Origin of the sequence: Nocardiopsis ganjiahuensis DSM 45031 (genome assembly GCF_000341085.1) — a bacterium.
In the GTDB taxonomy this organism is placed as follows: Bacteria; Actinomycetota; Actinomycetes; order Streptosporangiales; family Streptosporangiaceae; genus Nocardiopsis; species Nocardiopsis ganjiahuensis.
In genome coordinates, this window is record NZ_ANBA01000014.1 from 177,166 (window position 1) to 203,140 (window position 25,975).

At 71.1% G+C, this 25,975-nt stretch carries 26 protein-coding genes; 10 read left to right on the top strand and 16 right to left on the bottom strand.

Annotated features, from left to right (window positions below; translation table 11 throughout):
* Nucleotides 1–5: 5 nt before the first annotated feature.
* A complete protein-coding gene (locus D458_RS0120525; protein ID WP_051049724.1) occupies nucleotides 6–1,094 on the bottom strand; it encodes a DUF4349 domain-containing protein in 1,089 nt (362 codons plus the stop codon).
* Nucleotides 1,095–1,252: 158 nt separating this feature from the next.
* On the opposite strand from D458_RS0120525, the gene hemG reads away from it, so the two are divergent.
* Nucleotides 1,253–2,746, top strand: a complete 1,494-nt coding sequence (gene hemG, locus D458_RS0120530) for a protoporphyrinogen oxidase (protein WP_026119522.1) — start codon at nucleotides 1,253–1,255, stop codon at nucleotides 2,744–2,746.
* Nucleotides 2,743–3,453, top strand: coding sequence for a hydrogen peroxide-dependent heme synthase (gene hemQ, locus D458_RS0120535; RefSeq protein ID WP_017588617.1), 711 nt, complete (start codon nucleotides 2,743–2,745; stop codon nucleotides 3,451–3,453). The genes hemG and hemQ overlap by 4 nt, the downstream gene beginning before the upstream one ends.
* A 101-nt stretch (nucleotides 3,454–3,554) precedes the next feature.
* Here hemQ and D458_RS0120540 read toward each other — a convergent pair whose 3' ends face one another.
* The 3 genes from D458_RS0120540 to msrB all read right to left on the bottom strand — a co-directional run bounded on the left by D458_RS0120540 (nucleotide 3,555) and on the right by msrB (nucleotide 5,753).
* Nucleotides 3,555–4,388: a CDP-alcohol phosphatidyltransferase family protein gene (locus tag D458_RS0120540; protein ID WP_017588618.1), complete on the bottom strand. Its 834-nt coding sequence runs from the start codon at nucleotides 4,386–4,388 to the stop codon at nucleotides 3,555–3,557.
* Complete coding sequence (locus D458_RS0120545; protein ID WP_026119523.1) at nucleotides 4,375–5,043, bottom strand: phosphatidylserine decarboxylase; 669 nt, start codon at nucleotides 5,041–5,043, stop codon at nucleotides 4,375–4,377. Before D458_RS0120545 ends, D458_RS0120540 begins: the two co-directional genes overlap by 14 nt.
* A 263-nt stretch (nucleotides 5,044–5,306) precedes the next feature.
* Entirely contained in the window at nucleotides 5,307–5,753 is a 447-nt protein-coding gene (msrB, locus tag D458_RS0120550) for a peptide-methionine (R)-S-oxide reductase MsrB (RefSeq protein ID WP_017588620.1), read from the bottom strand.
* Between the two features lie 252 nt (nucleotides 5,754–6,005).
* On the opposite strand from msrB, the gene D458_RS33805 reads away from it, so the two are divergent.
* Nucleotides 6,006–6,434: a hypothetical protein gene (locus D458_RS33805; RefSeq protein WP_017588621.1), complete on the top strand. Its 429-nt coding sequence runs from the start codon at nucleotides 6,006–6,008 to the stop codon at nucleotides 6,432–6,434.
* Between the two features lie 97 nt (nucleotides 6,435–6,531).
* On the opposite strand, the gene D458_RS0120560 is transcribed toward D458_RS33805, so the two are convergent.
* From D458_RS0120560 to D458_RS0120580, 5 genes are all read right to left on the bottom strand, one after another.
* Complete coding sequence (locus tag D458_RS0120560) at nucleotides 6,532–7,320, bottom strand: GntR family transcriptional regulator (RefSeq protein ID WP_040702629.1); 789 nt, start codon at nucleotides 7,318–7,320, stop codon at nucleotides 6,532–6,534.
* 166 nt (nucleotides 7,321–7,486) lie between these two features.
* Nucleotides 7,487–8,290 (bottom strand): pyrimidine reductase family protein, encoded by an 804-nt coding sequence (locus D458_RS0120565; RefSeq protein WP_017588623.1) that lies wholly within the window; start codon nucleotides 8,288–8,290, stop codon nucleotides 7,487–7,489.
* 142 nt (nucleotides 8,291–8,432) lie between these two features.
* Nucleotides 8,433–10,589: a glycogen debranching protein GlgX gene (gene glgX / locus D458_RS0120570; RefSeq protein WP_017588624.1), complete on the bottom strand. Its 2,157-nt coding sequence runs from the start codon at nucleotides 10,587–10,589 to the stop codon at nucleotides 8,433–8,435.
* A 194-nt stretch (nucleotides 10,590–10,783) separates the two neighbouring features.
* Complete coding sequence (locus D458_RS0120575) at nucleotides 10,784–12,415, bottom strand: acyl-CoA dehydrogenase family protein (RefSeq protein ID WP_017588625.1); 1,632 nt, start codon at nucleotides 12,413–12,415, stop codon at nucleotides 10,784–10,786.
* Between the two features lie 193 nt (nucleotides 12,416–12,608).
* A complete protein-coding gene (locus D458_RS0120580) occupies nucleotides 12,609–13,277 on the bottom strand; it encodes a pyridoxal 5'-phosphate synthase (protein ID WP_017588626.1) in 669 nt (222 codons plus the stop codon).
* 143 nt (nucleotides 13,278–13,420) lie between these two features.
* On the opposite strand from D458_RS0120580, the gene D458_RS0120585 reads away from it, so the two are divergent.
* Nucleotides 13,421–13,771 (top strand): DUF5713 family protein, encoded by a 351-nt coding sequence (locus D458_RS0120585; protein ID WP_017588627.1) that lies wholly within the window; start codon nucleotides 13,421–13,423, stop codon nucleotides 13,769–13,771.
* Nucleotides 13,772–13,875: 104 nt separating this feature from the next.
* On the opposite strand, the gene D458_RS0120590 is transcribed toward D458_RS0120585, so the two are convergent.
* The 6 genes from D458_RS0120590 to D458_RS38190 all read right to left on the bottom strand — a co-directional run bounded on the left by D458_RS0120590 (nucleotide 13,876) and on the right by D458_RS38190 (nucleotide 18,261).
* Nucleotides 13,876–14,328: an Hsp20/alpha crystallin family protein gene (locus D458_RS0120590; RefSeq protein WP_040702631.1), complete on the bottom strand. Its 453-nt coding sequence runs from the start codon at nucleotides 14,326–14,328 to the stop codon at nucleotides 13,876–13,878.
* Nucleotides 14,329–14,501: 173 nt separating this feature from the next.
* The gene (locus D458_RS0120595) at nucleotides 14,502–15,284 is read right to left on the bottom strand and encodes a sirohydrochlorin chelatase (protein ID WP_017588629.1); all 783 of its coding nucleotides are present in this window, start codon (nucleotides 15,282–15,284) and stop codon (nucleotides 14,502–14,504) included.
* Nucleotides 15,281–15,982 (bottom strand): phosphoadenylyl-sulfate reductase, encoded by a 702-nt coding sequence (locus tag D458_RS0120600; protein ID WP_017588630.1) that lies wholly within the window; start codon nucleotides 15,980–15,982, stop codon nucleotides 15,281–15,283. Before D458_RS0120600 ends, D458_RS0120595 begins: the two co-directional genes overlap by 4 nt.
* Nucleotides 15,979–16,185, bottom strand: coding sequence for a hypothetical protein (locus D458_RS0120605; RefSeq protein WP_017545529.1), 207 nt, complete (start codon nucleotides 16,183–16,185; stop codon nucleotides 15,979–15,981). Before D458_RS0120605 ends, D458_RS0120600 begins: the two co-directional genes overlap by 4 nt.
* Before the next feature lie 102 nt (nucleotides 16,186–16,287).
* Nucleotides 16,288–17,985, bottom strand: coding sequence for a nitrite/sulfite reductase (locus D458_RS0120610; RefSeq protein WP_017588631.1), 1,698 nt, complete (start codon nucleotides 17,983–17,985; stop codon nucleotides 16,288–16,290).
* Nucleotides 17,986–18,171: 186 nt separating this feature from the next.
* Complete coding sequence (locus D458_RS38190) at nucleotides 18,172–18,261, bottom strand: putative leader peptide (RefSeq protein WP_394296592.1); 90 nt, start codon at nucleotides 18,259–18,261, stop codon at nucleotides 18,172–18,174.
* A 117-nt stretch (nucleotides 18,262–18,378) separates the two neighbouring features.
* Between D458_RS38190 and D458_RS0120615 the strand changes: the two genes are divergently transcribed.
* From D458_RS0120615 to D458_RS37640, 5 genes are all read left to right on the top strand, one after another.
* Entirely contained in the window at nucleotides 18,379–19,380 is a 1,002-nt protein-coding gene (locus tag D458_RS0120615) for a YihY/virulence factor BrkB family protein (RefSeq protein WP_017588632.1), read from the top strand.
* A gap of 173 nt (nucleotides 19,381–19,553) precedes the next feature.
* Nucleotides 19,554–20,354, top strand: coding sequence for a hypothetical protein (locus D458_RS0120620; protein WP_239648015.1), 801 nt, complete (start codon nucleotides 19,554–19,556; stop codon nucleotides 20,352–20,354).
* Nucleotides 20,351–21,157 (top strand): hypothetical protein, encoded by an 807-nt coding sequence (locus D458_RS34920; protein ID WP_017588634.1) that lies wholly within the window; start codon nucleotides 20,351–20,353, stop codon nucleotides 21,155–21,157. The genes D458_RS0120620 and D458_RS34920 overlap by 4 nt, the downstream gene beginning before the upstream one ends.
* 372 nt (nucleotides 21,158–21,529) lie before the next feature.
* On the top strand, nucleotides 21,530–22,975 hold the full coding sequence (locus tag D458_RS0120630) for a hypothetical protein (RefSeq protein WP_017588635.1): 1,446 nt from the start codon (nucleotides 21,530–21,532) through the stop codon (nucleotides 22,973–22,975).
* A gap of 30 nt (nucleotides 22,976–23,005) precedes the next feature.
* Complete coding sequence (locus D458_RS37640) at nucleotides 23,006–23,755, top strand: hypothetical protein (protein WP_017588636.1); 750 nt, start codon at nucleotides 23,006–23,008, stop codon at nucleotides 23,753–23,755.
* Between the two features lie 111 nt (nucleotides 23,756–23,866).
* Here the strand turns inward: D458_RS37640 and D458_RS0120640 are convergent, their stop codons facing one another.
* Complete coding sequence (locus D458_RS0120640) at nucleotides 23,867–25,066, bottom strand: MFS transporter (RefSeq protein WP_017588637.1); 1,200 nt, start codon at nucleotides 25,064–25,066, stop codon at nucleotides 23,867–23,869.
* A gap of 317 nt (nucleotides 25,067–25,383) precedes the next feature.
* On the opposite strand from D458_RS0120640, the gene D458_RS0120645 reads away from it, so the two are divergent.
* Nucleotides 25,384–25,944: a GNAT family N-acetyltransferase gene (locus D458_RS0120645; RefSeq protein ID WP_017588638.1), complete on the top strand. Its 561-nt coding sequence runs from the start codon at nucleotides 25,384–25,386 to the stop codon at nucleotides 25,942–25,944.
* Nucleotides 25,945–25,975: the final 31 nt, after the last annotated feature.

The window sequence follows — 25,975 nt, forward strand, 5'->3', positions numbered from 1 at the left end:
TCAGGTCACCGCTCGTCCCCGGAGGACGCCGAGGTGCCCGAAGGGCCTTCGGCGGGCCCGTCGGAGGGGGCGGCGGGGTCACCCGAGGGGCCGTCGGGCGAACCGCCGTCGGGGCCGTCCGGGGGCGTGGGCCCGCGTCCCCGGCCCGCGTCGACGGAGACGGCCGCGGACCGCGCCCGGCGGGCACGGCCCCGACGGCGCCACAGCCACAGCGGCCAGGCGCCGATCACGGCGACCACCGCGGCGAAGGGCAGCAGCCACCCCACGGCCACGGCCAGTCCCTGGCCCAGGCCGACCAGGGACAGCCAGCCGCGCTCCAGGCCGCCGAGGAAGCCGACGGAGTCCTGTGAGGGCTCCTCGATGTAGGTCGCCGGGGGCACCAGGCTCAGGTGCACCGTGGAGTAGGCGGTCTGGTTCTCCAGCGTCTTCAGCCGGGCCTGGAACGCCTCCAGGTCCTCCTGGCGCTGCTGGATCTCACCCTCCACCCGCAGCAGGTCGTCGACGTCCTCCGCCTCCTCCAGGTAGCCGCGCAGGGTCTCCAGGGCGGCCTCGGAGGACTCGATCCTGCTCTCGACGTCGGCGACCTGGTCGGTGACGTCCTCCACCGAGCGCTCCAGTGTGGAGCGGTCACCCAGCTCGGCCAGCGCGTCCAGAGCGCTCTCGTAGTCCTCGTTGGGGATGCGCAGGGTGAGGCCGGCGTCGGGGGATCCGTTCGCGGGGGTGGAGAGGCTCTCGTTCGCCACGTAGCCGCCGGCCTCGATCGTCATCTCCTTGGCCAGAACGGCGGCCTCGGCGACGTCGTCGACGCGCACGGTCATGTCGGCGATGTGGATCAGTCGCCGGTCCGCGACCTCCACGTCCGCGCCGACGCTGCCCTCGCCGCTCTCACCGTTCTCCTCCGCGCGATCGGCCTCGGCCGCCACGGACTCGTCGGGCGCCGCCATGTCGGCGGACTCCGGAGCGGAGCTGCCGGCGCCGCCGCTGTCCGCGTAGTCGCCGGAGGCTCCGCAGGCCGTGAACAGGAGGGCTGCCATGCCGGTGGCGACGGCCGTCACGGCCACGCGGCCCGCCCGGGGGGGAGCTGAAATGTCCATGCCGCTTCGACGCGGCCCGCGGGGACGCCGTTGCGTTCGGGGGATAACGAGACCGCAACGTCCTGACTCCGGGACCTTCGACCGAAACCTCCCGGCCGCAGGTCCCGCTTCGGGGACGGCGGATCGATGTGACCCGCGGCATCTGGAAAGCTGGTGGCATGCCTGAAGCACCGCATGTCGTCGTGATCGGGGGCGGGGTCTCCGGACTCACCGCCGCACACCGCCTCAACGGCCGGGGGGTCGCCACCACGGTGATCGAGGCCGCCGACGCCCCGGGCGGCAAGCTCCGAGCCTCACCCGTGGCGGGTGTGTCCGTCGACGCCGGTGCCGAGGCGGTGCTCGCCCGCCGCCCCGAAGCCCTCGACCTCTTCGCCGAACTCGGCCTGGACGAACAGGTGGTGCACCCCGGGCCCGGAGCCGCTGCCATCTACAGCCGGGGCCGGGTCCGCTCCCTGCCCAAGGGACAGCTCATGGGCGTCCCCGGCGACCTGCGAGCCCTGGCCCGCAGCGGTGTGCTCTCCCCGGCCGGGACCCTGCGCGCCGCCCTCGACCTCGTCTGGCCGCGCACCCCGGTCCGCTCCGACGTGCCCGTGGCCGCCTACGTCGGCACCCGCATGGGCCACCAGGTGGTGGAACGGCTGGTCGAACCCCTCCTGGGCGGTGTCTACGCGGGCCGCGCGGACGAGCTCTCCCTCGACTCCACCCTGCCCCAGATCGCCCCGATGGCCCGCAGGGACCGCTCCCTGATGAGCGCCGTGCACACGAGCCTGAGCGGCCGTGGCGAAGCGCCCACCAAGGCCGGTCCCGTCTTCGCCTCCCTGCGCGGCGGTGTCGCCTCGCTCGTGGAGGCGCTCGCGGCGCGGCAGAAGGACCTGCGCACCGGTACCCGGGTCCAGGCCCTGGAGCGGCTCCCCGAGGGCTGGAGAGTGCGTCTGGAGGGCGCAGAGGGGGCGGAGGCGCTCGACTGCGACGCCGTCCTGCTCGCCTGCCCCGCGCCCGAGGCCGCGCGCCTGCTCGACTCCACCGAACCCGACGCCGCGCGGGAGCTGCGCGGGATCGAGTACGCGAGCATGGCGCTGGTGACCTTCGCCCTGCCCGCCTCCGCTTTTCCGCAACCCCTCACGGGAACCGGTTTCCTTGTTCCGGCCGGGGAGGGGCTGACCATCAAGGCGGCCACTTTCTCCAGCAACAAGTGGCCCTGGCTGGCCGAGGAGCTGGATAGGGTCAACCCGGGGGAGGACCTGGTCGTCCTGCGCTGCTCGATCGGCCGGTTCGGCGAGGAGGGCGTGCTGCGTCGCTCCGACGGGGAACTGACCGAGACGGCCCTCGCCGACCTCGCCCACGTCACCGGAGTCCGCGGGGCACCGGTCGAGACCCGGGTGACCCGGTGGGCCGACGGGCTGCCGCAGTACGCGGTCGGCCACGCCGCCCGGGTCGAGCGCGTGCGGTCGGCCGTGGGACGCCACCCCGGTCTGGGGGTGTGCGGTGCCGCCTACGGGGGAGTGGGCATCCCCGCCTGTGTCGCCGACGCCACCGACGCGGCCGGGCGCCTGGCCGACACCCTCACGGCCCCCAGCCACACAGACCACTGTCACACCGACCGCGGCGACCAGAGCGCCGACGGACCGAACCAGCAAGGAGTCAACCCGTGACGGGGCAGCAGAACGAGGCCGTCGCCCAGGACGGCACCGACCTCAACAAACTCATCCGCTACACCATGTGGTCGGTCTTCAAGGTCGACAGCCTGGAGGACACGGACCGCAACGGTGCCGCCGAGGAGCTCCAGGCGCTCCTCGACAAGGCCGCCGAGCAGGGCGTGACCACGCGCGGCAGCTACGACGTCCAGGGCTTCCGGGCCGACGCCGACATCATGTTCTGGTGGGTCGCCGACACCCCCGAGCAGGTGCAGGGGATCTACTCCGAGTTCCGCCGCACCCGGATCGGCCGCGCCAGCACCCCGGTGTGGTCGGTCGTGGGCCTGCACCGCCCCGCCGAGTTCAACCGCGGTCACGTGCCCGCCTTCCTGGCCGGCGAGGAGCCGCGGGACAACATCTGCGTGTACCCGTTCGTGCGCTCCTACGAGTGGTACCTGCTGCCCGACGACGAGCGCCGCGCGATGCTCGCCGAGCACGGCCGCATGGCCGCCCCGTACCCGGACGTGCGCGCCAACACGGTCTCCTCGTTCGGTCTGAACGACTACGAGTGGCTGCTCGCCTTCGAGGCCGACGAACTGCACCGCATCGTGGACCTCATGCGGCACCTGCGCGGTGCCAAGGCCCGCCTGCACACCCGTGAGGAACTGCCCTTCTACACCGGGCGGCGCAAGAGCGTGGCCGAGCTGGTCGCCTCCCTGCCGTAGCCGGCGGCCCCCGTCGTGAACGCGAGGGGCACACACGACGAGGGACGGCCCCCGCACCGGGTGCGGGGGCCGTCCCTCGTCGTCACTGCGGTCGGGAACCGCTATTCGCCGTGCCGCGCGACGGGGGGCGTCGTGCGGCGGGTGGCGATCACGTAGAAGGGGAGCGCGAGGATCGTCACCAGCAGCAGGGCGCTCATCAGGTAGACGAGGACCTCACCCGCGGGCAGGCCCAGGCCCCAGGCGGCGATGAAGGCCACGCCCAGGGCGAGCAGGCCCAGCACCACGTAGGCCCTCCTGCCCCGCGGCTTGGGGTACTCCATCCGGCTGACCATCAGCCAGGAGACGAGCAGCACCGCGGCGACCGCGGCCAGGACCGGCGGGTCCAGCAGCACGATCGTCACCACCGCCATGGCCCCGAACGGGCTCGGCAGACCGGTGAAGTAGTTCGAGTCCGGCGCCTGGCAGGAGAACCTGGCCAGCCGGACGATCACCGCGAGCAGCACGGCGCCGCCCGCCACGACCGGCAGCACCGGGCCGCCCAGCAGCACACCGGCGCCGCCGGCGATGGTGCCCCACACGACGAAGAAGAACGCCGGGGCGAACCCGAAGCTGATCACGTCGGCGAGGTTGTCCAGTTCGGCGCCCATGCCGCTGCCGCCCAGCTTGCGGGCGACCCGGCCGTCGAGCACGTCCAGGGCGGCCGCGACCATCATCAGGCCCACGGCGGTGGCCATCGCCGATTTCGGCAGCGGACCGGCGGTGCCGCCGGCCAGGTGCGCGGCCTGGGCCGTGGCCAGCGCCCACACCGCGAGGAATCCGCACAGGGCGTTGCCGAGGGTCAGGTAGTCGGCCACACCCAGACGGAGCCTGGGCGCCTCTTCGGGAGCGGAGGTGCCGGATCGCTCAGCGGCGGGGACGGTCTCAGCCGGCGTCAAGACGGGTTTCTCCGGCGCGGACCTTCTGGCCGATCTCCACCGCCGGGGCGACCCCGGCCGGAAGGTAGACGTCGACGCGTGACCCGAACCGGATGAGGCCGATCCTCTCGCCTTGCTCGACCTTCTGCCCCGCAGCGAGATACGGGACGATACGCCGGACCAACGCGCCGGCGATTTGAACGACCGTGATCTCACCGATCTCGGTTTCAAGGGTCCAGATGACGCGTTCATTACGCTCGCTGTCCTTGTCGAAGGCGGGGCGGAAACCCCCCGGGCGGTGTTCGACACCGGTCACGACACCGGCGAGGGGGGCACGGTTGACGTGCACGTTGAGGGGGTTCATGAACACCGCGACCCTGATGCGCCCGTCGGGCTGAGGGTCGAGGCTCTGTACGACGCCGTCGGCCGCGGACAGCACCCGTCCCGTCGCGGGCCCCCGGTCGGGGTCCCGGAAGAACCAGGTCATCCCCGCCGCGAGGGCGATCACCGGAGCGGCGGCCACGGCCCCGACCCGGGAGCGCCGGGCGAGGAGAGCGGCGGCGCCCGCGGCGCCGAGCGCCGGAAGCAGCCACGGGGCGGAGCCCTGGGCCATACCGAACCGCGGTCTGGCCGCGGGACGCGGGGAGACTGATGAGGAAGGTGAGTCGTCGGTCATCGAGCGCTTTCGTCACGGGTCGGTCTGGTCGCCCGCACATCGGATACCTCTGTGAGGGGTGAACCCGGCGCTGGCCTGGTTCGAGTGTGCGCGGTCACCGGGTGGGGCACCCTCGCCGCGCGCGCCCTCCGGCCGACCGGGGGGTCGAACTTCGGTGCGCTGGTGAGATTATCCCTGATCCCGCGGGGGCGGAAAGCAGGCTGGTTCCGGGACGGCCTGTTCCGGCGGAACGGCGGGTACCCGGAACCAGGATCGTATGCCACCTACTCTTCGGGCTCCAGGGTGAGAGCGACGGAGTTGATGCAGTACCGGGCGTCCGTCGGGGTGCCGTACCCCTCCCCGTAGAAGACGTGACCCAGGTGGGACCGGCAGGTGGCGCATCGCACTTCGGTGCGCACCATCCCGAGGGACGAGTCCTCGTGCAGGGTGACGGCGTCGGAGCCGGCCGGGTCGAAGAAGCTCGGCCACCCGCAGTGGGAGTCGAACTTCTCGTCGGAGCGGAACAGTTCGGTCCCGCATCCCCGGCAACGGTAGACGCCCGTGGTCTTGGTGTCGACATAGGCCCCGGACCAGGGGCGTTCCGTGCCCGCCAAGCGGAGTACCGCGTACTCCTGCTCGTTGAGGCGCTCGCGCCACTCCTGGTCGGTTCGGGGAAGTTCCCTGGGTGCCCCGCCCGTGCTGTCCGGGGTCCGGTCCGCTGCGTCAGCCATGGTGACGACGCTACCTGGAAACGCGCTCCGATGCCGACAGGGGATCCCGGGGTCAAGAACGGCCCTTGGACACACGAGTCAGGTAAATCATCCTTAAGAGCCACATACGCCTAACTTCACCTTCGATGACGTTCGGTGTCCTATCGGGCGGGTACGGGCTCAGACAGGGGTCAGTGGTCGAGGTGCACTGAGGCAGGTGGCATGGCTGTTACAGCTCAACAGGCACTCGGAGTGAGCAGGCGACCTCTGCGCGTGGGCAGAATTCGATACGGACTGTGGTGGATCGACCAGAGCACCGCGGGAGCCCGTTCGCGGGCCCGCGCCGTCACCGGCGGCGCGGCCACCGTGGGCCGGGAGCTGCGCTGGGCCGCGGAGCTCAGCGTCCGTTCCACCCTGGCGGGTATCGACCACGTGCGACCGGAGCCCTGGGGCGACCGCAAACTGCTGGTGTTCGTCACGGTGATCGCCGTCGGCGCGCTGGCGGTGGCGCTCGTCCTGGGGGTGGGAATGGCGCACTGGGCGATGACCTCGTCCGACGCCATGATCTTCGCGGCGGCCGGTGCCCTGGCGGTGGGACTCACCCTCCTGCCGTTGGCGTACCTGGTCTTCGCCTCCAAACGGAGACGTCGCCTGAGCGCTGGGAGCCCGGGTACGGGCGACCGGGTGCCGGAACGAGTGTAGGAAGCGGAAGGGACCGAGAGCGAGAGAACACGGGAAAGGGGCGCCCCTCAGGGGCGCCCCTTTCCCGCGGGTCCCGAACGGGGGCGCGGGTGCGGCCTCAGGCGTCGAAGTCGTACTGCAGCACGTACGCCGAGCCGTCCATGGTGATCTCGTTGAACTCGACGGGCCGGTGGTCCGAGGTCAGGGCGGTGCGGGCCACCTCCAACACGGGGGTCCCCGGGGACAGGCTCAGGTCCTGCGCCTCCTCGGGGGTGGGCATCCTGACGCGGATCTCCTCGGTGAAGTGGGCGGGGGCGTGCCCGAGCTCCGCGAGGCGCGCGTAGATGCCCCCGGGGCCGCTGTCATGGGCCCGGACGCGTCGGGCGGCGGTGGAGTCCTCCCGGCCCGCCCACAGGTGCGGGGAGAGGTGGGAGACCGCGCTCTGCACCGGTCTTCCGTCCACGAGGTAGCGCCGGGAGCGGCGCACCACCGTGACCCCCTCCTCCAACTCCAGGGCCCGGAGGACGTGGCTCTCGGGGACGGTCTCGTCGATGACGAGCCCCTCCACCTCGTACCCCCGGGTGTCGCTGTCGGTCTGCCAGATGGCCCGCCCGTTGCCCCACAGGTCCTTGGACAGGCGCCGGGCCCCGTGTCTTCGCAGGGGCCGGAACGCCCGCACGTAGATGCCCGAACCGCGCACGGCCACGGCCAGGCCCTCGTTGATGAGTAGGGAGAGCGCCTGCCGGGCCGTCGCCCGGGCGACGCCGTAGCGCTCGATGAGGGTGTTCTCCCCGGGAAGGCGGTCGCCGTCGGCGTACCGTCCGGAGCGGATCTGGCCTCGTAGTTCCCCGGCTATCTCCCGGTAGACCGGAGGGGACCCGTTTTCGGACGTCGGCACTACATTCATCCTCTCGCCCAGGGGACCGAACCGGTGAGCCCCGTCGATGCGGTGTGTCCAGTCACAGCGTTTCCAGTGGGTGGCACACAACGGGTATGTCCGGTTGCGGGATGGTTCATGCGTCATTGTGGGGCGGCCGAAACCGAGCGGTTACAGGTGCTTCCCGTGTGACGCCCTATTCCCTCAGGTAACGCGTGAACAGGTTGCCCTCGGCCTCCAGCAGGTGCGCCATCCGCACGGGCGTGCTCATGGCCGATGAGTGCTCCGGGGCGCCGGGCGTTCCGGGACCGCCGGTGACGATCCGGGGCGACCCCGCGCCCAGCAGGTGCGGACTCACCGTCAGGCACAGCTCGTCCAGCAGGCCCGCCCCCACGAACTCGGCCAGCAGGTGCGGCCCTCCCTCGGTCAGCACCCGGTACAGACCCTTCTCGGACAGGGCGTTCACGATGTGCTCGGGGCCGACCGAGACCCCGTCGACCACCACCAGGTCGGCGTGCTCGGCGACGAACGCCCGGCGTTCGGCCGGGGCGTCCGCGACGGTGAACACGATCGTGCGCGCGTCCTCGGGCGCGGTGGTGAGCAGCTCCTCGTCCACGTCCAGGGAACGGGAGACCACCGCGATCCGCGGTGTGGCCGGGCGTCCCGCGCGCAGGTCCGACCACACCTCACGCGGCCGGACCGGCCGGTACCCCTCCTTGCGGGCGGTCGCGGCACCGACCACGACGACGTCGCACAGGCCGCGCAGCACCCCCATGACCCTGCGGTCGGGGGCCGAGGAGAGGTCGCGGCTGCGTCCCGAGGGGCCGATCGCGCCGCCGTCCGCGCTGGCGACCATGTTCGCGCGCACCCAGGGCCGGTCCGGGGACGGCGGGTAGGCGTAGGCCTCGGCCAGGTCCACGTCGGTACGGCCGGGGACGGGCAGGAGTTCGCGGAAGCGGGCCGGTTCCGGGGAGGCGCCCGCGCTGTGTGTGCTCGACATGGTCACCCAGGTTAGGGCCTGCTCCCCGGTTCGCTCCGGACCCTCCGGGCGCACGGCGAGGGACCGGGGGCCCGCCGCTCTCGCGGCGGTGTCCGCCCGGCCCCTCGCCGTCGTGTCCGTGTTCCTCCCGGAGGCGCTCCGGTCAGCCGTGCCGGTGCGAGACGCGCCGCAGCAGCACCAGCGCGCGGTCGATCACCCGAACGGGGCCGCGCGCCGTCACGAACGGCCGGCCGCCCACGTCGGGCTCGGCGGTGTCCAGCACGGTCTCCCAGGCCATGCCGTACTCGGTGCCGGGAAGCTTGAACTCCACCGACTCGGGCCCGCTGTTGAGCAGCAGCACGAAGGAGCTGTCGCGGATGCGGCGGCCGCGTGAGTCGGGTTCGGTGATGGCGTCCCCGTTGAGGAACACCCCCAGTGCCCGCTCACCGGTGCTCCAGTCGTCGCCCTCCATGGTCGACCCGTCCGGGCGCAGCCACGAGATGTCGGGCAGCCCGTTCTCCGGGGCCTTCCAGCTCCCCGACCCGCTCTCCACCGGGCTGCCGCGGAAGAAGCGGCGGCGCCGGAAGACCGGGTGCTCGCGCCGCAGCCGGGCCAGTTCGCGCACGTAGTCCAGGAGGTCGTTGCCCGGGTACTCGCCGATGAGCCCCGCGCCCTCCCAGTCGATCCAGGCGATCTCGTTGTCCTGGCAGTAGGCGTTGTTGTTCCCGCCCTGGGTGCGCCCGATCTCGTCGCCGTGCGAGAGCATCACCACCCCCTGCGACAGGTACAGGGTGGTCAGGTAGTTGCGCACCTGCCTGCGGCGCAGGGTGAGGATCGCGGGGTCCTCGGTGGGGCCCTCCACCCCGTGGTTCCAGGAGCGGTTGTCATCGGTGCCGTCCCGGTTCTCCTCGCCGTTGGCCTCGTTGTGCTTGTCGTTGTAGGACACCAGGTCGGCCATGGTGAAGCCGTCGTGGCAGGTGATGAAGTTGATCGAGGCCACCGGGCGGCGCCCGTCGTCCTGGTACAGGTCACTGGACCCGGCCAGCCGCGAGGCCAGTTCCCCCTTGACCGGCTCGCCCCGCCAGAAGTCGCGGACGGTGTCGCGGTACTTGCCGTTCCACTCGGTCCACAGCGGCGGGAAGTTGCCCACCTGGTAGCCGCCCGGGCCCACGTCCCAGGGTTCGGCGATCAGCTTGACCTGGGAGATCACCGGGTCCTGCTGGACGATGTCGAAGAACGTGCTCAGCCGGTCCACGTCGTGGAACTCGCGGGCCAGGGCCGAGGCGAGGTCGAAGCGGAACCCGTCCACGTGCATCTCCAGGACCCAGTACCGCAGCGAGTCCATGATGAGCTGCAACGAGTGCGGGTGGCGCACGTTCAGGCTGTTGCCGCAGCCCGTGTAGTCGAGGTAGTAGCGCTGGTCCTCGTCACTGACCCGGTAGTAGCCGAGGTTGTCGATGCCCCGCCAGGACAGGGTGGGGCCCATGTGGTCGCCCTCGGCGGTGTGGTTGTACACCACGTCGAGGAGCACCTCGATGCCCGCCTCGTGCAGCGACTTCACCATCGCCTTGAACTCCTGCACCTGCTGGCCGTGTGAGCCGCGCGCGGCGTACCCGCTGTGCGGGGCCAGGAAGGCCAGGGTGTTGTACCCCCAGTAGTTGGTCAGCCCCCGCGCGACCATCGCGTGTTCGGGCACGAAGTGGTGGACCGGCATCAGCTCGACCGCCGTCACCCCCAGCGAGGTGAGGTAGTCGATCATCACCGGGTGGGCCAGCCCCGAGTAGGTGCCTCTCTGGTGTTCGGGGATGTCCGGATGGCGCATGGTCAGGCCGCGCACGTGCGTCTCGTAGATCACCGTCTGGTGGTACGGGGTGCGGGGCCTGGACTCGTTTCCCCAGTCGAAGAAGGGACTGACCACCACGCACTTGGGCACGTACTTCGCGCTGTCGGCCGTGTTCTTGCGGTCCGGGTCGGCGAAGTGGTAGCTGAAGAGCGATTCGTGCCAGGTGAGGTCGCCGTTGAGCGCCTTCGCGTAGGGGTCGGTGAGCAGTTTGTTCGGATTGCAGCGCAGCCCGTGTTCGGGTGCGTAGGGTCCGTGCACGCGATACCCGTACTGTTGCCCCGGGCCGATCCCGGGAAGGTATCCGTGCCAGACGAAACCGTCGTATTCGGTCAGCGGTATTCGGGTCTCCTTGCCGTCGTCGTCGAACAGGCACAGATCCACCTGTTCGGCCGCCTCCGAGAAGAGGGAGAAATTGGTGCCGGACCCGTCGTAGGTCGCACCGAGCGGATAGGAACTACCTGGCCAGACTTCCACCATGGGCGTCGTCAGTCTCTTGGTGTCGGGGCCCTGCCGGGCGTTGGTGTTGGTGACGACTTCTTTCTTCCGCTAAGGCAGCGGAAGTATGCCGAACTGGACCGATGATCATTCATCGGTCGAGTTCGCGGGGGTTTTTGATGTTGTTATCGCCAGGGATAGGGGTGTTGTTTGGATATGGCGCGGAAAGGGCGATTCTATCCGCGGGGCCGGGCCCGGTCCAGGATCAGCTGGGTGTCCACGCCCCGGGGCAGGGTCCCGAACACGTTCCCCCACTCACCGCCCAACCGCGACGCGGTGAAGGCCTCCGCCACCGGGGTCGGGGCGTAGCGCAGCAGTACCGACGCCTGCAGGGCCAGCGCCATCAGCTCCACCACCGACCGGGCCCGGTACTGGATCTCGTCCGGGTCTCCCAGGGTCTGCCCCAGCCGCTTCAGGGCCGCGTCGAAGTGGTCGTCCGAGCCCGCCGCCGTGTTCAGCTCGGCCATGAAGGCCTCCACCGACTCCGGGGACTTCGCCATCGCCCGCAGCACGTCCAGCGCCGCGACGTTGCCCGAACCCTCCCAGATGGAGTTGAGCGGGGAGTCGCGGAACAGGCGGGGCATGCCCGACTCCTCGACGTACCCGTTGCCGCCCAGGCACTCCAGGGCCTCCGCGGCGTGCACGGACTGGCGCTTGGTCACCCAGAACTTGCCCACGGCCACACCCAGGCGGCGGAACGCGGTCTCACCCTCGTCACCGCGCACCGAGCGGTCCACGGCCCCCGCCAGACGCGTCATGAGCGCTGTGGCCGCCTCCGACTCCAGCGCGAGGTCGGCCAGGACGTTGCGCATCAGCGGCTGCTCCACGAGCGGCTTGCCGAACGCGCTCCGGGAGCCGGCGTGGTTGAGCGCGTGCACCACGGCGGCGCGCATGCCCGAGGCGGAGCCGATCACGCAGTCCAGACGGGTGCTGTTGACCATCTCGATGATGGTGGGCACGCCCCGGCCCGGCTCGCCGACCAGGTGCGCGACGGCACCGTCGTACTCCAGCTCGGCGGAGGCGTTGGACCTGTTGCCGAGCTTGTCCTTGAGCCGCTGGACGAACAGCCGGTTGCGGCTTCCGTCGGGCAGGACCCGTGGCACCAGGAAGCAGGTCAGGCCCTCGGGCGCCTGCGCCAGGGTCAGGAAGAGGTCGCTCATCGGGGCGGAGGTGAACCACTTGTGGCCGGTCAGCAGGTAGTGGCCCTCGGCGGTGGGCACGGCGCGCGTGGTGTTGGCGCGCACGTCCGAACCGCCCTGCTTCTCGGTCATCGACATGCCCGCGATGAGCCCGCGCTTGGTCAGCGGCGCCCGCAGGCCGAAGTCGTAGGTGCGCGCGGTCAGCAGCGGTTCGTACTGCTCGGCCAGCCCGGGGGAGTGGCGCAGCGCCGGGACGGCCGCGTAGGTCATCGAGATCGGGCAGCCGTGCCCGCTCTCCGCCTGCCCCCACAGGAAGAACTTGGCCGCTCGGGCCACGTGGGCGCCCTCGCGCCCGTCGGCCCAGGGCGCGGCGTGCAGACCGTGCTCCACGGCCTGGTCCATGAGCACGTGGTAGGCGGGCTGGAAGTCGACCTCGTCGATGCGGTGGCCGTAGCGGTCGTGGGTGCGCAGGACCGGCGGGTAGGTGTTCGCGGACTCACCCCAGGCGCGCACCCGCTCGGAGCCCGCGGCGTCACCGATCTCGCGCACGTCGGCCTCGGCCCAGCCCGCGCCCTCTCGGCGCAGGCCCTCCAGGAGGGCGGGGTCGTCGGCGGCGCTGTAGTCACCGAGCGGAGTGGCCTGGTTGAACACCTCGTGTGTGGCGGGCATACCGGATCCGTTCCTGGGTCGGGGGCGTGTGTCGGCGGCCCGGTCGGGCGGCTGTCGGGTGCGGGAATCCTATCCCTGTGCCGCCGTCGAACCGAGCCGGGTTCGGGGTCCCGGCGCAGCACCCGCCGGGGCCCGAACGCCTGTTCAGGGGTGGTTCCGGGTCAGGGCCGCGGGACGTCCGGGGGCCGGGGGATCAGGGCCACAGGAGCTCGCGCTCCCAGACCGCGGTGGTGTCCTTGCGGCGGTACCGCAGCCGGGTGTGCCTCCGGTCGGGGTCGCCCTGCCAGAACTCGATCTCGGTGGGGGCCAACCGGTACAGGCCCCAGTTGTCGGGGACCAGGTCGGGCTCGGCCTCCAGCCTGGCCCGGCTCTCCTCGGCCGTGGCGTGGACGCTCTCCAGGCTGTCCAGCGGCTGGCTCTGCCGCCCGTGCAGTCCGGCCACCCGCCCCTCCAGGGGACGCGCGGTGAAGTCGGCGGCGCGCTCCTCGGGGCCGGCCAGCTCGACCGGACCCCGCAGCCGCACCTGACGGCCCTGCGGCCCCCAGAAGAACAGCAGCGCCGCCCGGGGGTTGACCGCGAGCTCCAGCCCCTTCACCGATGTCGTGGTGGTCGCGAACGACCAGCCCTCGGGGGTGAGGTCCTTGAGGATGAGCACGCGCGCCGAGGGCGTGCCGTCGGCGTCCGCCGTCGCCACCGTCATCGCGTGCGGCTCGGGCACCCCGGCCTCGACGGCCTCGCCCAACCACTCCACGAACAGGCCCACCGGGTCCTCCGGCGCCGTCGCCGGGTCGAACGTCGCCAACGGCCCCGCGAACACCCGGAGCCCCCGCAGCATGTCCCTGATCCCGCCCTGCTCGGTCATCGCGCACTCCCCGTCGCGTCGTCGCCAATACGTCGAACCTACCGACCACAGGCCCCCGCGCCCCGGCCCGGGCGCGGCGGAATGTCGTCACCGCACGCCAGACTGGCCCCGAACACCCGCCCCACGGAGCCAGGGAGACCCGTATGAGCCGTGACACCGCCAAACCCGCCGAGCTGGACGAGCGCTCCCTGCTCCGGGAGATGTCCGCCGACCCCTACTTCCCCGACCACCTCGTGGCCAGGGGCAGGGAGGTCCTGCTGCGGCTGAGCGCACGCATCGAGGCCGAACGCCCCGCCGACCTCACCGCGCTGTACGTCCTCACGCACGCGGCCACCGAGGAGTTCAACGCCCTGGAAGAGGAGTTCGACGCCGCGGGCAGCGAGATCGAGACCGTGGCCCGGGACGACATCGGCGGCGCCTTCCAGGCTGTGGCCACCGCCCACGGGTTCGGTGACGCCGACCCCGAGGAGCTCGTCGGCACCCGCGAGTGGTGAGGCCGCCGGCCCGGGCGCGCCCCGCCGCGGCCCGCCCGGGACGCGTGATCCGCCCCCGGGCATGAGGAAGGGCGCCCCGCGCGGGGCGCCCGGAAGGTGACGGGTCAGGACCTGATCGCGCTCTTCTCCTGTTCGGGGAGGACGGTCCGGTCCTGCCCGGGGGCGCTGTGGTCGACCGTGATCTTGCGGGCCTTGGACTGCTCCGCCACGGGGATGCGCAGAGTGAGGACCCCGTCGGCGTAGTTGGCCCGGATCTGCTCGGTGTCCAGGGTGTCGCCGAGGAACACCTGTCGGGTGAAGGTCCCGGTCTGGCGCTCGTTGACCAGCAGCTCCAGGTCCTCCTTCCGCAGGCCCGCCCGCTCGGCCCGCACCGTCAGCACGTTGCGCTCGACCTCCAGGTCGATGCTCTCGTGGCTGACGCCGGGCAGATCGAAGTGGATCACGAAGTCGTCGCCCTCGCGGTAGGCGTCCATCGCCATCGCTGCCGGGCGGCTGCTCTCCATGAGCCGCTGGGCGATCCGGTCGAATTCTCGGAAGTGTTCGTTGCGCATCAACATCACCGTCGTCACCTCCACCTGTCTACTTCAGAGCCAATGACTTGATGCGAGTGCGCTCAATTTTATTGCTTGCCCTCCGTGCCGTCAAACCTTCTGTGCCGTCGAGAACCCGGGTCCGGACACACGGAGAGGCGGCCCCGGGGGAGGGCCGCCTCTCCGTGTTCTGTCGTCCTCTATACGGTGGCGTGCCGGGCCGCGACCGCCGCGTCGTAGCGTTCCAGGACCACGCGGGCGAGTTCGGGCACGTCCCCGAGCGCGTCGGCGACCACCGAGGCGCCCGCCGCCAGCGCCTGGTCGCGGACCCGGTCGGAGAAGAACCCGGGCGCCAGCAGGTAGCCGCTGACCGCCACCCGCGCGTGGCCGCGCTCCAGCAGGGACCGCACCGCGTCGCCCGGGGCCGGCTTCGCAGCCGAGGCGTAGGCCGCCACGACCTCGCCCCACGGTCCCCGCTCGGCCAGTTCCCCCGCCAACGACTCGACGACCGCGTTGGCCTCGGCGTCGCTGGACCCCGCCGAGGCCAGTACCAGAGCGGTCTCCGGGCCGGCCTGCGCGCCGGCCTCGGCCAGGCGCCGCTCCACCGCGTCCAGCAGCAGCGGGTGCGGGCCCAGGGGGTCGGCGTAGTGCACCCGCAGCCAAGGGCTGCGCTCGCGCGCCCGCGCGAGCACCGCGGGCAGGTCCACCTTGCTGTGGAACGCGGCCGTCAGCAGGGTGGGCAGCACCACGACCTCACCGGCACCGCCCGCGGCCAGTTCGTCCAGGGCGTCCTCGGCGCCGGGCGCGACGTGGTCCAGGTAGGACAGCCGCACGTCCAGTCCGGGGCGCAGCGCGCGCACCCGTTCGAAGACCGCCGAGACCGCCTCCGCCGACCTCGGGTCCCTGCTCCCGTGCGCCACCGCCAGCAGCCGAACCGACGGGGACCGCACCGGCCCCCGTCCGTCCGCGTTCACGGCGCTCATGTGTGGATGCCGCACTCGGTCTTGCCGCTGCCCGCCCAGCGGCCGCTGCGGGGGTCCTCTCCCGGCGCGACACGGCGCGTGCACGGCTCGCAACCGATCGAGGGGTAGCCGTCGTACTGGAGCGGGTTCACGATCACGCCGTGCTCGGCCATGTAGGTGTCCACCTCCTCCTGGGTCCACCGGGCGATCGGGTTGATCTTGGTCATCCGCCTCCGCCGGTCCCACTGCACGACCGGGGTGTCGCGCCGGGTCACCGAGTCCTCGCGGCGCAGCCCGGTCAGCCACGCCGAGTACGGCTCCAGCGCCCGCTGGAGGGGCTCCACCTTGCGCAGGTGGCAGCAGATGCCGGGGTCGCGCCCGTGCAGCCGCGGACCCAGGGCCAGGTCCTGCTCGGCCACGGTCCGCCTCGGTTCCACGTTGATCAGGTTGATGTCGTAGACGGAGGCCACGGCGTCGCGGGTGCCGATGGTCTCGGGGAAGTGGTAGCCGGTGTCGAGGAAGATCACGTCGATCCCCGGCGCGGTCTTCGAGGCGAGGTCCACCATGAGCGCGTCCGCCATGGAGGAGGTCATGCACAGCTCGGAACCGAAGGTCTCGGCGGCCCAGGCGATGATCTCCTGGGCCGAGGCCTCCTCCAGTTCCAGTGCGGCCCGCTCGGCCAGCTCGGGGCCGCCGGTCTGGGTGATCGTGGCGTTCATTCGTTGCCTTCCGTCGGTCTGGAGGGGGCACCGCCCGCGGAGAACGAGGCGGAGCGCAGGCCCACGTACTTGACCCGGAACACCCGGGCGCACGACAGGCAGGCCCAGGGGTAGCCCTCGCCCTTGACGGCTGCGCCCTCCTCGGGCATCAGGTCCTCGTCGCCGCAGTAGGGGCAGTAGTAAGGCGCGGCCCTTTCGGACATGGCGCACCTCTTCCTTCCGGTCGGGGCCCGGCCCCCCGTGGGAGGCCGGGCGGGCCCAACAGACCCTGGGTCGGGGTGTTGGGGCGGGTCGGGTTCAGCTGGTCACTTGAGATCGGCGTCGTCGGCGCGGCCGACCCAGGCGGCGAAGTTCTCGCCGTCCTGCTTCTGCTCCTGGAAGCGCCGCAGCAGCCGCTCGACGTAGTCGGGAAGATCCTCGGCGGTGGTCTTCAACCCGCGGATCTTCTTGCCGAAGGCCTGCGTCAGACCCATCCCGCCGCCCAGGTGGATCTGGTAGCCCTCCACCTGCTCGCCGCGGTCGTCCAGCATCAGCTGGCCCTTGAGGCCGATGTCGGCGACCTGGATGCGCGCGCAGGAGTTCGGGCAGCCGTTGACGTTGATGGTCAGCGGCTCCTCGAAGTCGGGGAGGCGCTTCTCCAGCTCGTCGATGAGGGTCGCGGCGCGGCCCTTGGTCTCCACGATCGCCAGCTTGCAGAACTCGATGCCGGTGCAGGCCATGGTCTGGCGGCGGAACACACTCGGATTGACCTGGAAGTCCTCCGCCTCCAGTGCCGCCGTGATCGAGGGGACCAGGTCCTCCTCGATGTCGAGGACGACCAGCTTCTGGTCGGCGGTGGTGCGGATGCGGTCCGAACCGTGCTCCTCGGCGATCTCGGCGACCCGCAGCAGCGCGCTGCCCGAGACCCGGCCCACCTTGGGCGCGAAGCCCACGTAGAACTTTCCGTCCCGCTGGCGGTGCACGCCCACGTGGTCGCGGCGCACCCCCGGGTCCAGCTCCACGGCGGGGCCGTCGGCGAGCTTGTAGCCCAGGTACTCCTCCTCGAGCACCTCGCGGAACTTCGAAGCGCCCCACTCCTTGATCAGGAACTTGATCCGGGCGCGGGTGCGCAGCCGGCGGAAGCCGTAGTCGCGGAAGATCGAGCAGACCCCGGCCCACACCTCGCTCACCTGGTCGGGGCGCACGAAAGCGCCCAGGCGCTGGGCGAACATCGGGTTGGTGGACAGGCCGCCGCCCACGTACAGGTCGTACCCGGCCTCACCGGCCTCGTTGTACACACCCGCGAAGGCCACGTCGTTGATCTCGTGGTTGACGCAGTGCACGGTGCAGCCGGACAGCGAGGACTTGAACTTGCGCGGCAGGTTCGAGTACAGCGGGCTGCCGATGTGCTCGTCGTAGATCTGCTCGATCTGGGCGGTGGGATCCAGGACCTCGTCCTCGGCCACACCGGCCAGGGGGCAGCCGAGGATGACGCGCGGGGTGTCGCCGCAGGCCTCCATGGTGGACAGGCCCACCGACTCGAGCTTGTCCCAGATCGCGGGCACGTCCTCGACCCGGATCCAGTGGTACTGCACGTTCTGCCGGTCGGTGATGTCGGCGGTGTCGCGCCCGTAGTCCCGTGAGATCTCCGCGACGGCGCGCAGCTGGGCGGCGGTCAGCTGGCCGCCGTCGATGCGCACGCGCAGCATGAAGTAGCGGTCGTCGAGCTCCTCGGGCTCCAGCACGGCGGTCTTGCCGCCGTCGATGCCGGGGGCGCGCTGGGTGTAGAGGCCGAACCAGCGGAAGCGTCCACGGAGGTCGGCCGGGTCGATCGAGTCGAAACCGGCCTTCGAGTAGATGTTGACGATCCGATCGCGGACGTTGAGTCCGTCGTCGTTCTTCTTGTTCTCCTCGTTCTTGTTCAGCGGCTCACGGTAGCCGAGGGCCCATTGGCCCTCGCCACGGCGGCGGCGTGGCTTGGCTGCCGTCGCTGCCTTGCCGGGCTGCGCGGAAGAGGGAGGCATCGCGGGTGTCTCCGATGGGGTCGCGGGGTGCTCACGGTCCCGGCGCCCGCACCGCAGACCCGTACTCACCGCACGTCGTCGTGGCTGGTGATACGGGTGAATCCGCGTATGTGGGAGTTCGAAGGGGGGAGCGCCGGAGCCGCGCGCACCCCTGTGTCACGGGTGCGTCATAAAGGCGGCGAGGAGTTATCCGACGCTGCAACAGATGGCGCTGCTGACCCGAAGAAAGTCCACGTGGCGGCGCACGCGGAGCATGGGGTCAAGAACAGCGGTCATGTCTCGAGAATGGCACGCGGGTCCGGCCCTTGTCCAGGCGCGCCCATCCGGGCGAGATGTGAGTCACGTCATGCTCGGGATGTGCCTGCTGCTCCCGGGACCGCTAACGTTCTCCCTGTGGTGGGATTCTGGGAGGGCCTGTGGCGCATGGCCGACGCCTGGCTCCGACGGCATCCCGTTTTCCACCACGGGGCGCTCCTGGTCCTGCGTACCGTCAAGGCCTTCGCCCGTGACCGGGTGGTCGGCCTGGCCGCTGAGTCGGCCTTCTTCGCGCTGATCTCCCTGCCCGCGCTGCTCCTCTGCCTCCTGGGTGCCCTGGGGCCGCTGGCCATGGTGTTCGGCGAGGACCTCGTGGTGGAGATCCGCGAGTGGATGCTGGACCTGGCAGCGCGCATCCTCACCCCCGCCACCGTCGAGAGCGTGGTGGAACCGCTGGTGGACGACTTCCTCGGCGGTGTCCCGGGCGGAATCCTCTCGTTCACCTTCCTGGTGTCCCTGTGGTCGGGCTCCCGGGCGATGAACGTCTTCATCCGCTCCATCACCATCTCCTACGGCCTGGACGAACTGCGCGGCTGGCTGGGCCAGCGGCTCCTCGCCTTCTTCGCCTACCTGGGCGGCCTGCTGTTCGCGGTCCTGGTGCTGCCGGTCATGGTGGCCGGGCCCGACATCATCCACGAACTGCTGCCGCTCACCGTGGGCCGCCTCAACCTCTTCTACTGGCCGCTCGTGGGCCTGCTCGTCATCGCCGCGGTCACCCTCCTGTACGCGCTCAGCGTGCCCGTGCGCACCCCGCTCTGGCGCCACCTGCCGGGAGCGGTCCTGGCCACCCTGGTGCTCCTCACCGGTTCCGCGGGGCTGCGCGCCTACCTGGACGCCTCCTTCGGGCAGGTGACCATCTACGGTTCCCTCGCGGCGCCGATCGCCATCCTGGCCTGGCTGTACGTCATGGCGATCGCCGTTCTCGTGGGTTCGTCGCTCAACTCCGAGATCGATGCCCTGTGGCCCACCAGGCGCACAGCCGCGGCCCGCGCCGAGCTCGCCAACCGTCACTTCGAACGCGCCGATCGGATGGCCCAGCGCCGGGAGAAGGCGGTCATCGAGACCCTCAACGGCCGCTGACCACAAACGGCCAGGGAGCCCACGGCACCGGGTTTGCCGGTATTTTCACGATGTCCGGCGGGAAGCCGCGAACCCGCCGCCCCGGTCCCGGACCTCCCTCCTGAAAGGCCCTCGTGCGATCCCCCAGCGGGCCCCCGCTCCACCCACCGGTCCTCCTCGGTTCCTGCTCCCTCATGGCTTCCTGCCTCGGTTTCCTGCTGTGGAACACCCTGACCGTGGGCCACCCCCTGCGCGGAGGATTCCCCCTGGCCTTCCTGGGCCTGACACTCGTCGTCCTGGCGGTGCTCTTCCTCGCCGCTCTGCCCCGGCGCCCCGGCGAGCCCGCGCCGCCGGCCCACACCAGGATCTTCGTCTGGCTGCCGTGTCCGGTGGCGTTGACGTCTTTGCTGCTGATCGTCTCCGAGCTGCACCCCCACCCGCGGCTGTGGCCGCTCCTCCTGCTGCCCCTCACCGGGCTGGCCCTCGCCTTCCTGGGCGTCCGGGGCCACCTCCGCCGGGTCCCGGACGAACCCGATCGCGGCCCGGCCCCGAAGGAGCCCCGGCGCTATCCGGTCACCGCCTCCCAGCGCTTCGGCACGGCCGCCCTGATGACCACCTTCCTGAGCCACATGCTCTTCTATCTGCTCCACACCGGGCACCTGCCCGGGGTCCGCCCCGGCTCCACTCTGATCCTCCTGTTCCTGGTGGCCGTGCTGGCCGCCCTCGCCCTCCAAACGGCTGAGCCGGCTCTACCGCCACGCTTCAGCGGATCGGCCCGACCCCCGATGGTCAACGGCGTCTTCACCTGGCTGGCCTGGTTCACGGTCCCGGTCTCGGTCATGCCCAGCACGGTGGTCCTGGTCGAGCCTCAGCTGGTCCCGTCGTTCTGGCCCTTCGCCCTGTTCCCCGCGTCGGCGCTCGTCCTCGCCTTCCTCACCACCCACGCCTACTTCCGGGAACGCGTCCGACAGCCCGAGGAAGAGGAAGCCGCATGAGGACCTCGCACATGATGGCGAACTTTCCCTCGCTCGCCTCGCTGGCGGTGATCCTCACCGCGGCGCAGATTCATCTCTTCGGAGGCCAGGTGCCCTTCATGGCGGGCCTGTGGATGGCGGTGGGGCTGTTGGCCGCGACCGCGATGTCCTGTCTCTACGCGTTCTTGGACCTGACCCCGTCGGAGAGACGCAGGTCCAGAGGGGCAGCCAACCCCTTCGAGAGGATGGCCGACGCCAACCTGATCATGTCGGCGTTCGGCCTGCCGGTTGCCGCCGTCGCGACGGTGCTGACCGGACAGTGGGCTCTGGTCCTGCCGCTGCTGGCCGGGGTGGGCGGTCTCGTGATGGCGCTCGTGGCTCAGCACCGGGAGCGGAACGAAGCCGATTCCCCTCCGTCCGAGGCCACTCCGAAGCTGGTCGGACTGCTTCCGGGAACGCCGCTTCCGGAGGGGTGGATTCCCGTCTACGTGCACCGCCCGACGGGTCTCTACCGCGACATGCTGGTGGACTACCGCGTTCACATGGACGGTGCCCGGGTCGGAACGGTGGGGGCGGGGGAGACCCTGCTGGTCGGTCTGACAGCCGGTCCACACGTGGTCCAGGGCTGGATCCACGGGTACGGCAGTCCGCCGTTGCACCTGTCTCCGAACACGGGGGAGTCCGTGCACCTGGTGCTGGAACCCGATGGGACGGCCCTGGACGCACTGCCCAAAATGTTCGACAAGGGCCGTTACCTCCGGCTCACCCGACGTGACCAGCTCTGGGCAGGCCCCGGAACGGGTGCGCAGGGGGTGAACCGGTGAGCCTCGTGGAACTCCGTGTGGCCGGATCCGGCCATTTTCGGCGTGAACCTCGTCGCCTTCTGGAGTGTCCACTCCAGGGTCGGTGGAGTGAGTTGGATCCGGTCCGTGGCAGGGGTTCTGAAGTCACAGCAGGTCAGTGCAGGCGAAGTGAGAACCCGAGTGGAAGAAGCACGACCGGTGTCCGATTCCCGGGTGGAGGCACGGAGTGAACACCCTCTGGAACGATCAGTATCATCACGTGCAGCAATGGCTACCCGTGTGCCGATACCCCCTGCTCGGTCACCCCGCCGAGCCACGGCACCTCGTCACCGCTGACCTTCCCCTGCTCCCGTACACGAACAGGTTCACGTTCCCCATGCCTTCGGAGGCACCATGAGCCGGGCGTCCCGTCCGGGGTACTCCCGGCCCACCGCCGTCATCGTCATCGCTCCCGATGAACGCAGCGCCGAGATCGTCATCGAGGGGCACCGCCAGGTGGTGACCGGGCTCGCCCCCAAGGACACCAGGCGTGCGGCGCTGGACGTCGCCACCGGCTACGCCGCCCGTATCGGCCAGCCGGTGCTCGTCGACGCCCGGGACGCCAACGGTTACTGGCGTCTGGTCGCGACCCCCGACGGTGTCGTGCAGGCCGCGGAGCAGAGCGTGCCGGACCGCCCCCCGGCGCCCGTGCAAGGGCCCGCCCCGGTGGCCCAAGGGCAGGGGAGCCTCGGCAGGAAGCTGGTGATGGGCGGAGCCGCCGTGCTCGCCCTGCTGCTCGTCATCGGAGGCGGCGTGGTCGTCACCCGATTCCTCCCGGGCACCTCCGACGCCTCCGGGGAGGATGAGCCCGAGGACAACTCCGTGCTCCTGGAGTACTCGGCCCCGCCGGGGTTCGAGCCGGTCGTCGACCTCACCGAGGAGCTCGCCCCCGAGTCCCAGCCCGGGATCAGCCGTGACGGTTCGGCCCTGGCCTACGTCGACCCCGAGGAGCGCCTCAACCTGATCGACGCCGACGGTTCGCGTCAATGGTCGGTGGACCTGCCCTTCGAAGCGGCCTCCGGGCTCGGCGCGCCCCGCTTCGTGGAGTACGGCGGCGAGAGCACCATCGTGATGGAGACCGCCGAGACCCTGTGGTTCTGGCCCGAGTCGGGCGGCTCGGCCACCAGCGTCGAACTCCCCGAGGCCGGCTCCGCCCGGTACGCCGGTGATTCGGTTCTGATCCGTGACGACGACGCCTCCTACCTGCCGATCGACGGCGAGCTCGAGGAGTTCGACGCCCCCGGAAGCTCGGTTCCGATGCTCGCCGTGAACGACCGTGCCCTGACCGCCGTCGTCACCGGCCCCTGGAACTGGGTGGACACCGATGGTGACACCGAACAGGTCCACGCCGCGCGCCCCAGCGAGGCAGGTGAGATGGAGGCCGTGCTCACCGCCCTGCGGGAGTACGTCATCATCCGCTGGGAGCCGCTCCAGGGCGACGGCTCGATCCTGGCCTTCCACGACCGCGAGGACGGTTCCGTGCTCGGTTCCGCCGCGATCGAGGAGGACGCGCTGGAGGACGTCGGACACCTCTCCGCGCCCATCGGCGTCGAACAGGTCGCCTACGGTCCGGTGCTGTTCGACCCCGCCTCCGGCGAGACCACCGTCGTCCCGGGCTTCATCCCCGAGATCACGGTCGGCGACCAGGTCTTCGGAGAACTGGACGGGACCCGGGTGGCGCTGGACGCCTCCGGGGAGCCCACCGAGGTTCCCGAGGACGCACAGACTCCGCGCGGCCTTCTCGGCGACCGCGCGGTGGTGGTGCACGACGGCCACCTGTATGCCATCCCCCCTGAGTAGATCAGTACACAAGTGAAGGAAAGGAGTGGGATGACCCCCAAAAAACGGGTACTCACCGTCACCGCGGCCAGCCTGTTCATGGCCGGTTTCTCTGTCGGCCCGGTGTTCGCTGCCGAGACCGTGGACCAGACCGCCCCCGAGGCGACCGAGGAGACGGTTCAGGCCCCGGTGATCGACCTCGAGCCGGTCGTGGAGACCCTCGAGAGCGTCATCACGTTCGACATTCCGGACGGGGACGAGGGCGAGAGCCCTGTGCCGGAGGAGCCGCCGGCCCCGGTTGACCCGCCGGACCCGGTGGACCCGCCGGACCCCGGTGACGGCGAGGACCCCGGCGACCCGGGTGACCCCGGCGACCCTGGCGATCCCGGTGACCCGGGAGACCCGGGCGATCCTGGTGACCCCGGCGATCCTGGTGACCCGGGCGACCCGGGTGACCCCGGTGACCCCGGCGATCCTGGTGACCCCGGAGACCCGGGCGACCCCGGTAACCCCGGTAACCCGGGCGACCCCGGCAACCCGGACGAGGGCAGCAACCCGGGCGACGACAACCAGACCCCTGGTGACAGCGCCCCCGGTACCTCTGCCCCCGGTAGCTCCGCCCCGGCTCCGGCCACCGGCGGCAGCTCTGGCGGCAGCTCTGGTGGCAGTGCCGCCGGCAGCGAGAACCTCGCGGCCACCGGTGTCGACATGTCGGGCTTCGTGCTCGGCGGCGCCGTCGTGACCGGTATCGGCGCTCTGGCCCTGTGGGCCGGCAGCCGTCGTCCGGGCATGGCTGAGTAACACAGCGCTCGGTCCCACATCCCCGTGGGTCTGACGCGGGGAAGGGCCCCGCCCGCCGGAGGAATCCGGTGGGCGGGGCCCTTCTGTCGGTCCCGGGCCCGCAGGCCCCGATCAGGCTCGGGGGCGCAGGGCGGAGGCGAGCAGGAAGGCGGCCACCCCGGCGCACGCGATGGCCCACAGGGCGCTGCCGAGGGTCAGGGAGTCGGCGAGGAAGCCCACCAGGGGCGGGAAGGCGAGGAACCCGGCCCGGCCGAGCCAGCCCACCAGCGTCACCCCGTCCCCGGTACGCACCCCGGGGACGTTCCCGGCGGCGGCCAGGGTGAGCGGGAACAGCGTGGACACACCCAGACCCATCACGCCGAAACCGATGATCGTGGTCGCCGGGTGCGGCAGGAGCAGAGCGAAGGCCAGGCCGCCCGCGGCGAGGAGGCCGCAGGCGTGCCCCACCGTCGCCGCGCCGAAGCGGTCGGTCACCCGGTCGCCCAGCAGGCGTCCGACGGTCATCATCGCCTGGCAGGCCACGAACGGCATGGCGGCCAGGAACAGCGGAGCGCCCAGTTCGGTGGTCATGTACACCGCGCCCCACGAGGCGGCGGAGTCCTCGATGCCGCCGGCCGCCATGAGGAGCACACCCAGCATCAGCAACAGGAGGAGGCTCTTGCCCGGGATGCGCGAACGGCCGCCGTCGTGGCCGTTGGTGCCCTCCTCGCGCTCGCTGTTCTCCGGTCCGGGCAGCATCATGCGGCTCACGGTGAGGTTCACCGCCACCAGGACGACCGCAACCCCGCCCAGGTGCCAGAGGATGGGCACCCCGGCTCCGGCCATGGTCGCGCCGAGCAGGCCGCCGGAGACCGCGGCCAGGCTCCACACCGCGTGGAAGGTGTTGATGATGCTGCGCCGGTAGCGCCGCTGGACGCGCAGGCCGTGGGAGTTCTGGGCGGAGTCGGTCCAGGCGTCGGCCGCGCCCAGGACGAACAGCGCCGCGGCGAGCATCCACCAGTTCTGGGCGAGCGCGATGAATGGGAGCGCTCCCAAACTGATCAGACTCGTCCCCACCGCGGTCCGGCCGCTGCCGAACCAGTGGATCAGCGGTCCCGCGAGCATCCCGGTCAGGATCGCCCCGAAGGGCATCGCCGCGATCGCCAGCCCCAACTCCGCGTTGGTCAGCCCCAGACTGTTCTTGATCACGGGGAGCCACGGCACGGCGTTCGTGTAGGTGAAGCCGTTGACGAAGAACAGAGTGGACACCGCGACCCGGGCGCGCCTGGCCTCGGGCGGTGGAGCGGTGGACTTGTCGGTCGGCGTTTTCACGGGCGGCTCCCAAGGCTCGTTTCAGTGCTCGCCGATGTTATCTGTCCCATCAGCGGACGACCAGGGTTTTTCACCGGTGCCCGGCCGCCGGACTTGCCATCGGGCACGGAGCCGTTTTACATAGGGGTCCTGCCCTCGTCAACGTGAAACCCCCGAACTCCGAAGCTCCGGAACCCGAGCCCCTCCCGCCCACGGACCCGGCCCCTGTACCGGCCAGCCCCCGCGGCCCGCTCCCGCGTAGGCGCCCCCTGCCCGCCGACTCCCTCACACCGGGACGCGCCGTGCCCCGACGGTCCCGGTCGGAACCGGAAGATCACATGATCAGAACGAGCGCGCTGCGAGAAACGCCGACACTCACCGGGAAGAGCGTACGACTGGTCCCGCTGGGGCCCGAACACACGGACGCCTACTTCGCGGCGGGTCTCGACGAGGAGGTCAGGAGGCTCACCGGCAGCCACGGCCATCTCACCTACGAACGGGCGCGCGAGTGGTGCGAGAGCCGCTCGGGCCGGACCGACCGGCTGGACCTGGCCATCATCGCGCCCGGTGACGGCCGCTACCTCGGCGAGCTGTCCATCTACGCGGTCTCCCCCGAGAACGAGACCGCAGGGTACCGCATCGCCCTGTCGGCGATCCAGTTCACCGGACAGGGGCTCGGCAAGGAGGCCACACAACTGGTCCTGGAGTACGCCTTCGAGCACATCGGTCTGCACCGGGTCTGGCTGTACGTGTACGCCTTCAACATGCGGGCCATCGCGGTCTACCGCTCCTGCGGCTTCTACGTGGAGGGCAGGCTGCGCGACTCCCTGCTCTGGGAGGGACGCCGGCACGACGCCCTGCTGATGGCCGTGCTCCGCGGCGGATTCAGGGGGCGCTGACCTCCGACGGCGGCGCCGGTCCCCGCCGGGG